Consider the following 11,885-nt stretch of genomic DNA (forward strand, 5'->3'; position numbering starts at 1 on the left):
CTCGCTTCAGCCGTGTTCTGGCCTGCTGGGGCTGCGCTACTGCACATTACCGGCTGGCGGTATGCGGTTATCGTTTACGGCTGTGCGGGCATTGTCAGCCTGCTTTTTCTGTCCGCCATTCCGGCAGGCAACCGGAGTCAACCACCCGTTGCCGGGCAGCCCACTTTTCCAGCGATCGGAAAAGCAGAAGACCGAGAAGCATTCATCAGCGGCCTGTGGTATGCCACGCTAATAGCGCTAATAAGCTTTGTTTCTACCGGCGTATCCACTCATTTTCCGCAGATACTGGCCGCTTATGGCATGCCTGCCGTGACGGGCATGCTGTGGAGTGGGGGGCAGGTGAGTGTCCGACTGCTGGACGTGGTTTATGGCGCAAATACATCTGCGCTCCGCCTGAGTCTGGTTACCGGCGTTCTGCTGCCAGTCTGTTTTCTGGTCGGCCTTGCAGGTAATGTCACCCCTGTGGCTGCAGCCATTTTTATTCTGGGTTATGGAGCTGTGAACGGAATGAGTACGGTAGTTAAAGCTTTACTGCCTCTTGTGCTGTTTGATCCGAAGCACTATGCCCGAAGAACAGGCGTGCTGCTGTCACCAGCTTTTTTCCTCGCGGCGGTCGCTCCCTCAGCTTACGCCATATTGCTGGAGCGATACGGCACATCCGGCACGCTGCTTTTATCTGCCATCATTACCCTGTTCATTACGGCGATTTCCATTATGATCTGGCGTCTCCATTCCTCGCCGGTTGGACAGAAAGCTTCAATTCCGCCGAAACGTGAAACTGGACACGTCAGGTGACTGTAATTGCTGTCGCAATTCATTAATTAAAAGGAAGATACGATGAAAACTGGACTGATTTCACTGGGACTGCTGACTTCCATTCTGCTCACCGGCTGCGACGAGGGCGCAAAGAGCGAGGAATGGTACAAGGCTCACAACAAAGAGCGCAAATCTAAATATGAAGAATGCCGTAAAGAACCCAATCCGCGCGGCACCGAAGACTGTCGCAACGCGATTGATGCCGATGTACACGCGGGCCAATTTACAAAGAGTCCAGAAAAGGGTTGGTAAAACCATACGAGCCGCCATGAGGCGGCTTTTTTACGTCATTCTTCAGCGATTCCATAGAACGCCTGTTCCACCTAATCCGTCAACTGACCCTGGCGTTACCCCCTGGAACAGTACATATTGTGATTTTGCCGGCGGCTGACGATACCATCTCAAGGTATAACAGGGACCAGGCGGCCAACACCAGGCGAAATACGCCGGCTTCTCCTCTACTTGATTGGATAAAATTCCGGCAACAGTGGCTTGAGCACAATGCGATTTACAGCCGCCGGCATATACATCTCGTTTTGAAAACCGTACAGCGGTAAACATCTATCAAAAATGCCATTATTTACATTAAAGTAATGCCCGTTTTTCGCTCAGAGCGGACGTTTATCTGATCCCGTCCGCTTTGTGCCAAAAGCGGACTTTAATACGGCTCCAGAGTCTATTTTAGGAGTAGCTTACATCTGTCAGGCTTTAGCTAGCGGCTTCATTCGAAAACTAATCCCCATACGATTAATGGCATTCATAGTGGCAATAACAATGGTAAGTTCAACCAAATCTTTTTCACCGAATACAGAAAGCGCTGCGGAATATGCTTCATCAGAAGCATGCGTTTCACTTACACGGGTAACTTCTTCCGCCCATGAGAGCGCAGCTTGCTCTATATCCGAGAATAAATAGGTAGATTCTCGCCAGACAGGCACCAATACAATCTTCTCGACGGACATGCCACTCTTAATAAGATCGCGAGCATGTATATCTATACAGTGTGCACAACCATTGATCTGTGAAACTCTTAAAAAAATTAAATGAATCAGATCATCTGGCAAACTTGTCCCGGTAATGGCGTAATTATGGAGCGCTCCTATAGCCTTGCCACCTTCAGCGGAAACTTGAAACCAGTTTGGACGCTTCATCCTTATATCCTCTTATTGAGATGTTTAAGTAAGTATTTGTTAATCATCATGGTCTGTCACAGAACCGCTACGACTGAATTTAAATTCGTACGTCTGCTCAGACATTGTGATATTAGCCATTAAAGTCGTAGATAAAAGAGGCAAGAAATGAGTTAAACGGTAGGACAATCATAGGGGGATCTCGTCCAGTAAAAGAGGGAAGCCATTTTCTGAAAGCAATCATTTTGTGCTGAAAAAAACCACGATAATGTCCGTTTCTCGCGCATAGCGGACAGCAGATAATACTGCTCCAAAAGGTGCCAGCCTTGCAGCAAAGCTGGTGGCTTACCGCTCAGGTAAAGACGAGGCTACAGGGGCGCGGGGCTCAAGCGCGTTTCGCGCGGCGCTGGACGCTGAGTTTCAGGTGAAGCGCGAGGATGAGAACATCGCCCTGATTCTGGCCTGCACCAAAATGAAGGAGGCCGAGGAGCCGAAGCGCCGGCCTTACGATCTGCAGCCGGTCAGGCTGTTCACGGATGAAGAGGGAGACGAAATCCATTCACTGACCGTGCGGGATGTTTCACGCGAGGTTTCAGAGCTGGCACCTGAACTCAGTGACAGCGCAAAACTTACCGATAATCACATTGCACGTTCGAACCTGATCCGCAGTCGGACCATGAACAACGAAATCTGTACGCATACAGTCATCCGGGATGATAAGAAAGCGCCTGGGCTTGACGTTAAAAACTTCAGTCGCTGGGTAGCCAAGCCTGAAAATGAAGCACTGCTTACGGTTGGGGCGGAGTGATGACGCTGATGACCAGACGGCAATGTGAGGAGTGAAGTGAGGAAAGGTGAGGAGCCGTGAGGAAGAGGGAGAATTTTCCTCACTTTCCTCACATATACACAGCGGAAGTGAGGAGAGTTCCTGAAACCCCTGATATGACTGGGCTGGGAGCGATTTTGAGAAAATCAGGTGAGGAGAGGTGAGGAACCGAAAAAGTGAGGAGCAAGTGAGGAAGTGTCGGGGCGGAACAACCGGCGGCATGCCATGTAGACCTTAACGTGCGCTTAATCGTCATTCAGTAGGGTGCATGTCCGAGCCCGCTTTTGACAACGGGCGTTCACGACGCTGTGGTTTAACGGCGAACGAAATTGATACCAGTCCAACTGAGCCGCTCTTTACGAACAGGAAAACGGAGAACGCTCTGACTACATTAAGGTAAAAAGCGGGCAAGCACTGGGGCACTCAGGCCGTCAACGGAGGTATATGCCTTCGCCCTCCTAAACTTTTCCCTGCAGCGAGACGAAACCATCGCACCTGGTTGCCTCAGTAATTCCAGACGTTGCAAACAGCATGATGTGATGCTCAACCTGGAGCGGGCAATCACTGAACACGCTCGGCAAGGCAGGCGTAACATCCCTGCTTAGCATAATGAATATGGACGTAGCTGACTGTGGGATCGTCAAAGAAATGATTCAGCCGACTTTTCGCCGCCGCACCGTCACAGATACCCGCCTCCAGCATAAAATGGTTTTCATCGAAGGCCCTTAGTGAAATGAGCCTGACAGCGAGTGATTCTGGAATTTCATTGATATATACCCCCTGATGAGTACAGCCTTCCCGGAGATAAATTGCATGTGTGCCGTGATAGGGGGTATCAGCAGGCTGATAGGTATGATTAATCAATATCGCTGTCTCACCGACAGGAATATCACTTATGAAATTCTGTCGGGATAGCCGGGAAAACTGTCGACGTCTCTTCTTAGCGCACCGTGTTTTTTTAAGTAATGTTCATCCTGCCCAAAGAGATGAAGGAAGGGGGTTACATCAAGCCCTGAAATTCTGAATTGCATGTTTGCCTCCTGTGATAGTCAGCAGACGATAGCGTCATCTTGTTAAGCGTTGCTCGCTGTTTTCGGACAGGTAAATGACTGCTGCAAAATGAGCATGAGTAGGTCCGCCCGGCGTTCAAAGCAGTTAGCAGTTACCGACCTTCATGGGGATCTGCTTTGTGACAAATCCTTAGTTGGGGGGGTATCGCTGGCACGTTTGGGTGAAGTTAATGAACAAAACGCTGGCCTTTCGCGCACGATTGCCCTTGCTGACATCGAACGACTTAATTGAGGTTTATTTACATTTTTCGCATGTAGAGCATTACCATTCACGACGACATAAATTCATGGTGTTGGAAGACATATCCTAACCCACGAATGCTTTTTATCTTAAACCCGGAGTCCTGACACAATTTCTTCTTAAGCCGGCATATAAGAACATTAATAACGTCCTGGTTTTTTAAATCAGCGTCTGAGTATAATTGACCCATTAACTGGTCTCGGGTGACGACTTTTCCATTCTGCTTGATCAGCAACGCTGCGATAAGATATTCACAGTTAGTCAGCTGTACTTGCATCCCATCCCTTAAAATCTGTTTGCCAAACAAGTCCAGTTCATAAGGTGGCAGTTTTATGCAGTTTGACGAGAGGCCACGTCCCCGTCGCTCAATTGCGCTGACACGTGCTACAAACTCTTCCGGCTGAATGTCACCTGATACAACGTCATCCGCTCCAGCGTCATAAGCGGCAATCCTTATTGCCATCGTGCTGCCAGTAGCCGTTACGATGACGGGGGTGATGTACCCTCTCATACGATATCGACGAATAAGCGCGCAGTGTTTTTCGCACAGCAGAGGAGTGCTGATGATAAAAACATCAGGGTGAAACTTATTGAGAGAACGAAGTGCATTATCAATATCTGAAAATGTCTCTGTCACAACGCCCGGTTGGGACATCAAAAGAGGCGCATAACCGGATGAAGCCTGATTTTTGTCAAATATCAGAATGCGCATAGACTTGCCCGACATGTAACGTTAAGTTTAATTAATGTTAATCTAGTTTTTCAGCACATAATGTCAAATGAAAAATTTATTTTAACGGAGGGTAGGTGTGTTTTTAGTGGGTAATTTTATTTTTTTTCAGTGGTTTAGCTGGTGGTGGCCTGACTGGCTCTGAGTGGAGAGGTGATAATCAGATGCTTGCAAGCCAAAAATTGGTAGTAATTATTAATGATAACTAATGTCAATATCATAATGCTGCAAATGTGATGGGCGTCTCGCAGAGTGTGAGCCTGACTAATCATATGCGAATGTTAGCTTTTCTCAATGTTTCGTCGTGAGTGACGGACCTAAACACTGGTTTGGCTGACACGAGATCACTACTCACCTCATCAAATGAAAATAAATATCAAGAATTATACGAGTCATATCACAGCAGTAATGAAATATTTATAAACTCCGTCTGAAACGATCTGGCGGCTATAAGCGACCGTTCTGTAATGAAGAATCGTCCCGGGTTGTCGATAATTGCCTGTAAATGTGTTGTCTCAACAGGATGCGAAGGTTTTACGTAATAAGGGTGTTGCCCAAACATTATTGTAACCATTTCATTTGCGCACTTAAGGATAAATTAACATTGCAGTAGTATTTCTTGAAATGTTCTTTACGCTGAGGTGAACATGAAACTGAAATTGATAAATGCAATTCCCTATAGCTACGCCCCCTTTTTTCGCGTGCTACATATTGCTGTGGCGGTGCTTATTTTATCTCAGATTATAAATTCCAATTTTATTGAGGCTGAGCTGCTTACCGATAGCAGTGTTGAGGGCGTGATAACCTGGCTCCACGTAGTTTCTGGTTTTCTGCTGATTTTCCTTGGCCTGACGCTACTGGCATGGATGCTGTCACAAAGAGGATTCCGCTGGTATTACGCGTGGATGATGTTGGATTTTAATGGCATCAGACGCGATATTAAACTGATCAGTCAGCGCAAACTGCCCGAGGCTGCGCAGGGAGGTATTGCTGCCGCCGTACAGGGACTTGGCGTTCTTGCACTGCTTCTCGTTGCTTCATCAGGAGGAGTCTGGTTTCTTGCAGAGACACTGTTGAAAAATGCATCCGATGCAGCAGAATATTATCTCCGTCTGCACAAATTTCTGACAACGTTCATCGAGATTTATTTTTACGCGCACGGCCTGATGGGGTTATTACATATGCTCCTGGTAAGAAAGACCCCGGCATCCGGGACTGAAAAAACCTGATCCTGCGCATCCCCTGGATAGGGTAATGACCGGAGTAATACTATGGTGTCTGGAGAATCGCACAAAATTTCACGTTCAGGCAGGCTGCGTGCAGCGGTAATGGGTGCCAATGATGGCATTGTTTCTACCGCCAGCCTGCTGACCGGTGTAGTTGCTGCAGGCAGCTCGCCGCAGAGCATTTTTCTGGCTGGTGTAGCCGGGCTGGTCGCAGGATCGATGTCCATGGCAACCGGTGAGTATGTCTCGGTTTCTTCACAGGTAGACACGGAGCGCGTCGCTATTGCAGAGGAACAGGCCGAGCTGGAGGGTGATTACCAGGCTGAAAAACACGAGCTGGCTGCCATTTACGTGCATCGTGGACTCAGTAAGGAGTTGGCGTTGGAGGTTGCCAGCGCGTTGATGAAACACGACGCCCTTGATGCACATATCCGTGATGAGCTCGGCATATCCGATACCCTCAGTGCACGGCCACTTCAGGCTGCGCTGTTCTCCGCAGGCAGTTTTACCGCGGGTGCGCTGATTCCTTTGATTGTGGCAATGACGTATTCAGGTATAGCCGTTATTGTCTTAGCAGCTCTCCTGGCGCTTGTATTTCTGGGGGCTTTAGCTGCGATCGTGGGCGGCGCACCGGTGATGCGCAGTATCATTCGCATCAGTTTCTGGAGTAGCCTGGCGATGGGTTTATCAGGAATAACAGGTGTGATGTTTGGGCATTTTGCAGGGTAAGTGAGGCGAGAGATCGCTAGTCCCCTCGATACTGAAATCTGAGGGGTATTAATCGACTATTCCGTCGACATCAATCCGGGCGGGGCCAAAGTGACGGCGAATGGAAAAATCAATGACTTAAGTTCCAGTTGAGCATTAGCAAAATGAGAGGCAATGCCGCTGTCTGGGGTTTTGCACTTTTCGGGTAAAACCTCATTCAGAAAAAAATCATCCCCTGAGCAGCCAGCCAGCCAGATGATGGCTGAGCGTGCTGACGTGAGCGAAGTATCAAACATTCCCCGACGCCATAAAAAACGAAATCTTTGACAGAATGGCCTTTATCCTTAAAGTGAGAATTGATGATATAAACAACAGCTCACAGATTTATACCTGGCCGAAGAGCAGGGCTATCCTCAAACGAGGGGGCTGGATTAAGCTTCAGGACGCGGGTGGTCACTGTGACCACTCGTAATAAAATCAGTGAGTTATTCATTAAATATCTGGCTTCCAGCTCTCCTAAGGCAGAAAAGTGACGGTCGCGAACAAATTAAAGGCTTAGGCTTTGTTGGAGTGTTCGCTCTTTCTGAGAAGTCATTGCAACAACCTGAAGGTTTTGCACTGTTTCGGCAAAACCCTTTCGGGCCTGACTTTCATTTTCTTAACCGACCAACAGCTTGTTGATGATCAATCACTGTGGCCAGCAGGACGTGGAAAATTGAGCGGGTCCTCCCGGCAGGGTACCCTGTCCACGAGGCGGCGGCCCCGCGGAAAACGGCTGATTTTTGCATTTTCATGGCGACGGCGGCAGGTCTCTTAACCCAATGAAAATAAAGAATAATTTTCGTGATCACCTGTACAATTTTTTTGTGGGGGTGTCATTAGACCAGTTTTTAAGTTACTGAAATTAATCAATAAAAATGGTTTTCACCTGCCAGGTTGAGCTGCCTACATCGGATGTGCGTAAAATCGGCAACCTTTGTCACCAGGGGATCCCATCCTGGTTTATGCAAACACCACACCTGTGTACCCGCTGGCAAAAGGAACCTAAATTCGTTTGTGGTGAAATGCAGCCTGAAGAGCGTCAAAGGGCCGGGCTACTTTATTTAGCAAATCATTTTCGAACTAGGTTTATACATACAGGAAGGTTGTTTACGAACGCTAAAATTCAGCTCGTTATTTCATTATAAATAGTGGGCATATCTGAGACATTGGTCAGTTGGGGGTATTTATGGGGGTATGAACAAATATCGAATACAGTATATTTCTTAAAAATCATGTGCTTGTTGTATTCGTTCGAATCCTGTAGGGCGTGCCATGCAAAATCAATCACTTAACAACCTCCTTCAACCTTCAAAATTTGACCGTGGGACAGATTTGGGACACGACTGCCAAAATCGCGTCAATTTGCCTCGCGTGCTCTGTCAGATGGTTAGGTGCCAGATATGCATACCTGCGAATCATTTCGATGCTTTCCCATCCGCTCATCTCTGTGCTGAGGCTACAGCACGGCGTGACGCGACAAAACGCCAGCTCATTGTGGCCTATGTGACCTCTGCGCCCTGATGAAATACTCCCGCTGACAGCCAACGCGCGATGCCTTTTCAGGCCGGATTTATATACGTTAACCTGACCATTCAGGATAAATACGAGGTTTCCTGCCAGGCAGATTTTCTGAATCTCTGTCAGTCAGGCGCGGATGACGAAATTCATTAAAATTTTTCTTGAAATAATTATGGCACCTGACTCGGGAGCGCTTCAGGCCATTACTGCTAAATACTTACGGCCGTTAATATCAACCTGTCACCTTTTAAGTGGGGATAGTAAATAATAATTAACCTTTTATAAAAACTTTGCGGGCTATTTTTCTCGTTCTGGTTTAGTGGCGTTACGGCTGGATGATAACAGGTGTTTAACGTTGGCACGATTTTAGGACAATTCAGGAAAATGCACTCATCATTTTTTGCATTAAAATCAATGGCTTTTATTATTTATCCTCGGCGGGTTCAGAATTATTGCCCCAGGAAATGAACGGGGTGTCAGCGGTAGCATATCGGTGAAAAATTTTCAGCTGCGGACGGTTTTGAGCCAGGTATTGATTATTTGCATGCAAGAATTATTTCTCTCAAAAAGCCGTTGGTTAATTTTATATTGAGAGTGTCACTAATATAGCGATATACAGCCCGCGTCAATCTGAATAACAGGTCTGAAATAAATTTTAAAATTAACTATTCCGGGTGATGAATCTGCGTCACACAATGCCGATAACACATTCATATCTGACACTCTCATCTACTCACAGCGAGAATTAATATGAAAATATCTACCCGGCTTGCAACGGGCTTTGGCCTGCTTATTGTGCTTTTTATTATCTGTACCGGCATTGCGCTCAACGCCCTGAGTAGTGCGACCAAAGGCATGGACGATGCGGTCAACGTCAAAATGAAAAAGTATCAGCTGGTGCTGGATATGCGAGGCAGCATCAGGGATATGGGCATTGCGGTTCGTAACCTGGCGCTCCTGACCGATGTTCAGGCAATGAAGCCTGAATGGGAGCGCGTCCAAAAACAAGAAGCGCAGTATATAGCCAGCCGCAAGGCTCTGGCTGAGGTGATGCAGGAAGATTCAACACCGCAGGGGCGGGAAGTCATGAGCCGCATTACTGAAGCCGAGGAGCCTGCACTTGCCTCGCTGAAGCAGGCTGGCCGGCTCGGGCTTGAAAATCGTGCTGAGGAAGCCACCACCTATCTGCTGAACGTCACGCGCCCGGTGCAGAGTACCTTGCTCAAAGCGCTTAATGACATGACGCTGGTTCAGATGAAAAATACACAGTCCGCTGTTGAAACTAACAGTCAGGCGACACGCCGGGCATCGCTGATACTGATGTTGCTCGCGGCCGCATCAGCACTGCTGGCAGTGGGAACGTGCGTTATGACCATTCGCGTACTGATGCGCCAGCTGGGCGGCGAGCCAGTACAGGCGCAGACTCTTGCGGCGACCATTGCTTCTGGCGACCTGACGACGCCTGTAACGCTGCAAAACAATGACAGAACCAGCCTGATGGCTTCTCTGGATGGCATGCAGGCAAACCTGCGTGGTCTGGTATCAAAGATAAAGGACTCTGCTGCTTCAGTGGCGCTGGCTGCGGATGAGATATCACAGGGCAATACAGAGTTGTCATCCCGCACCGAAGAGCAGGCAGCAGCACTGCAGGAAACTGCGGCCAGTATGGAGCAGCTTACCGCCACCGTGAAAAGTAATACGGCCGGCGCGCAGCAGACCGCTGGGACTGCCCGGGATGCGGCAACGCTGGCACGCGCCGGTGAGGCCGACGTACAGCGTATGTCTGAAACCATGAATGAGATCTCATTGAGCGCGACAAAGGTGCGGGACATCACTTCTGTCATCGAAAGCATTGCTTTCCAGACCAACATTCTGGCGCTCAACGCAGCGGTGGAGGCCGCCCGGGCCGGTGAAGAAGGACGCGGCTTTGCCGTGGTTGCCGGTGAAGTCAGAACGCTTGCACAACGCAGTGCGAATGCTGCTCGCGACATCAAACAGCTGATTGAACAGGCCGTTGAGCAGGTTGAAAGCGGCGTTGAGGTGGCAGCAGGGACAGGGCAGAGCATACTGAAGATTGTCAGCATGGTGGGCGAACTGGCAGAAGCCATGGATAATATTTCACTGGCTTCCTCAGAACAGATGCAGGGCATTTCTCAGGTTAGCATTGCGGTAAGTCAGATGGACGGTGTCACGCAGAATAACGCTGCGCTGGTTGAAGAGTCCTCTTCGGCGTCTCAGTCGCTCTCTGAGCAGGCGCACGCTCTGCGGGGGATGGTGGACACATTTCGTGTCTGACGTAAAAGGGGCACAGCGTTCCTGAGTAGAAAATCAGACTAAGGACGCTTAATCAATCACGTCCGTATTGGGGATTGAGTCGGGCGGGGCAGAAAGATGTTTGCTGAATTTATTCTGCAGCTGTCCCGATCTGCCAACCTAAACCTATCCTGCCATGTCAGGCTGGCCAAAACGCGCCGGCCTTATTTCGCAACCTTTGATGGGGGCTGCGAACTGGCTTAAGACGTTACGCTGTTTATTCTCACATCGGGAATGCGGTCGGTTGCTGAGTTATGAGTATTCGCTGCCAATGCCAAAGCAATCCGATAGCAGGCACGGTTTCCGCAATATATCCGGGATGCTATAAATGCATAAATGATCTGCATGGAAGCCATGATGAAAAAGACACTCTCACTTATCGCCGTCATGTTATTGGTCGGTTGCCAGTCCCATTCGAAACAAATAGCCAGGCAATCATTCAGGTTTCCAACTGCTTCAGAGATAAGAAGCCAGTGCGAATCGCAAACTTCCTCGCAAGTTGCGAATAAGGATACCCATTTGTGGCTTTGTCAGGTCGTTTCCGCAATACAGTATCGGTTTTTTGACGCGGATGCATATCACGGTAAGACATGTGATTTGATCATTACGCAACCCTTAGGTCAGCCACCAACAAACGTCACTGCACAGGGCGGAGATGCTGAACTGTGCGCCGTCGCTATCGATGCGGTAAAGCAGGCGATAGATGCCAACACCTTTCCCATGCGACCAGCGTATCTGAAAGAAAAGATGCCGGTGCGTTTTGCGCCCTGACTGGCTTTCTCCTGTTCAGACCATTGCTGTACAAGCGTAACCATAGGTTACAAAGTTCGCCGTTTAACCGCTGTATATCACGCCGTCAGCCCGGCCAGGCTATGCTCAGCATCACTGACATAACACTTATCTTTATGGAGATTTACGGCGATGAAAAAACAGTGGATTGCGGCCCTGACAGCGGCAGGCCTTCTTTTAGTCGTTAGCGCCCAGGCAGAGGCAAAAGGGTGCCTGAAAGGCGCCGTTGCTGGCGGTGTGGCAGGTCATCTGGTGCATCATGGCGTTGCCGGAGCGGCTGCTGGCTGCGCGGTGGGCCACCACATGGCCGCCAAAAAACAGAAAGAGGCGGAGCAAAAGCAACAGCAACAGTAAACCGCGGCGACCATATTCAGAGCGGGTGATAATCTTTTGCGACTGGCGAGAGTGATGTTTGATTAAGCACTTCGCCAGGAGTACGTCTGGGAAATATCAAAAGCGGCGTGAAGGACGCTTTT

At 48.9% G+C, this 11,885-nt stretch carries 12 protein-coding genes and 1 pseudogene; 8 read left to right on the forward strand and 5 right to left on the reverse strand.

Going from position 1 to position 11,885, the window contains the following annotated elements:
- Positions 1–795, forward strand: a 795-nt coding sequence (locus MXF20_RS00005) for an MFS transporter (protein WP_325966918.1), incomplete at its 5' end; no start/stop codon positions are given.
- A 42-nt stretch (positions 796–837) separates the two neighbouring features.
- Positions 838–1,068 carry an EexN family lipoprotein gene (locus tag MXF20_RS00010; RefSeq protein WP_058759805.1) on the forward strand — a complete coding sequence of 77 codons (231 nt, stop codon included), beginning with the start codon at positions 838–840 and terminating at the stop codon, positions 1,066–1,068.
- Between the two features lie 449 nt (positions 1,069–1,517).
- Here the strand turns inward: MXF20_RS00010 and MXF20_RS00015 are convergent, their stop codons facing one another.
- Positions 1,518–1,967 (reverse strand): carboxymuconolactone decarboxylase family protein, encoded by a 450-nt coding sequence (locus tag MXF20_RS00015; protein WP_136545611.1) that lies wholly within the window; start codon positions 1,965–1,967, stop codon positions 1,518–1,520.
- Between the two features lie 319 nt (positions 1,968–2,286).
- Here MXF20_RS00015 and MXF20_RS00020 point away from each other — a divergent pair, with 319 nt between their 5' ends.
- Positions 2,287–2,754: a hypothetical protein gene (locus MXF20_RS00020; RefSeq protein ID WP_325966921.1), complete on the forward strand. Its 468-nt coding sequence runs from the start codon at positions 2,287–2,289 to the stop codon at positions 2,752–2,754.
- A gap of 579 nt (positions 2,755–3,333) precedes the next feature.
- Here MXF20_RS00020 and MXF20_RS00025 read toward each other — a convergent pair.
- Positions 3,334–3,636, reverse strand: a complete 303-nt coding sequence (locus MXF20_RS00025) for a DUF1203 domain-containing protein (protein ID WP_325966924.1) — start codon at positions 3,634–3,636, stop codon at positions 3,334–3,336.
- Positions 3,637–4,111: 475 nt separating this feature from the next.
- Positions 4,112–4,795 carry a winged helix-turn-helix domain-containing protein gene (locus tag MXF20_RS00030; RefSeq protein WP_168926244.1) on the reverse strand — a complete coding sequence of 228 codons (684 nt, stop codon included), beginning with the start codon at positions 4,793–4,795 and terminating at the stop codon, positions 4,112–4,114.
- 665 nt (positions 4,796–5,460) lie between these two features.
- On the opposite strand from MXF20_RS00030, the gene MXF20_RS00035 reads away from it, so the two are divergent.
- Positions 5,461–6,042: a cytochrome b/b6 domain-containing protein gene (locus MXF20_RS00035; RefSeq protein WP_136545615.1), complete on the forward strand. Its 582-nt coding sequence runs from the start codon at positions 5,461–5,463 to the stop codon at positions 6,040–6,042.
- Between the two features lie 42 nt (positions 6,043–6,084).
- Positions 6,085–6,768, forward strand: coding sequence for a VIT1/CCC1 transporter family protein (locus MXF20_RS00040; RefSeq protein WP_136545616.1), 684 nt, complete (start codon positions 6,085–6,087; stop codon positions 6,766–6,768).
- A 56-nt stretch (positions 6,769–6,824) separates the two neighbouring features.
- Here MXF20_RS00040 and MXF20_RS00045 read toward each other — a convergent pair whose 3' ends face one another.
- Both MXF20_RS00045 and MXF20_RS00050 read right to left on the reverse strand, forming a co-directional pair.
- Entirely contained in the window at positions 6,825–7,043 is a 219-nt protein-coding gene (locus MXF20_RS00045) for a hypothetical protein (RefSeq protein WP_152391266.1), read from the reverse strand.
- A 1,034-nt stretch (positions 7,044–8,077) separates the two neighbouring features.
- Positions 8,078–8,247 (reverse strand): annotated as a pseudogene (locus MXF20_RS00050) (integrase); the annotation flags it as partial.
- 810 nt (positions 8,248–9,057) lie between these two features.
- Here MXF20_RS00050 and MXF20_RS00055 point away from each other — a divergent pair.
- The 3 genes from MXF20_RS00055 (at position 9,058) to MXF20_RS00065 (ending at position 11,763) form a co-directional block, all read left to right on the forward strand.
- Positions 9,058–10,602: a methyl-accepting chemotaxis protein gene (locus MXF20_RS00055; RefSeq protein WP_325966927.1), complete on the forward strand. Its 1,545-nt coding sequence runs from the start codon at positions 9,058–9,060 to the stop codon at positions 10,600–10,602.
- Between the two features lie 363 nt (positions 10,603–10,965).
- Positions 10,966–11,391, forward strand: coding sequence for a cell envelope integrity TolA C-terminal domain-containing protein (locus MXF20_RS00060; RefSeq protein ID WP_325966929.1), 426 nt, complete (start codon positions 10,966–10,968; stop codon positions 11,389–11,391).
- A gap of 150 nt (positions 11,392–11,541) precedes the next feature.
- Positions 11,542–11,763, forward strand: a complete 222-nt coding sequence (locus MXF20_RS00065) for a hypothetical protein (RefSeq protein WP_325966931.1) — start codon at positions 11,542–11,544, stop codon at positions 11,761–11,763.
- Positions 11,764–11,885: the final 122 nt, after the last annotated feature.

The sequence above is a fragment of the Pantoea dispersa genome (assembly GCF_035783935.1).
Classification (GTDB): Bacteria; Pseudomonadota; Gammaproteobacteria; order Enterobacterales; family Enterobacteriaceae; genus Pantoea; species Pantoea dispersa_C.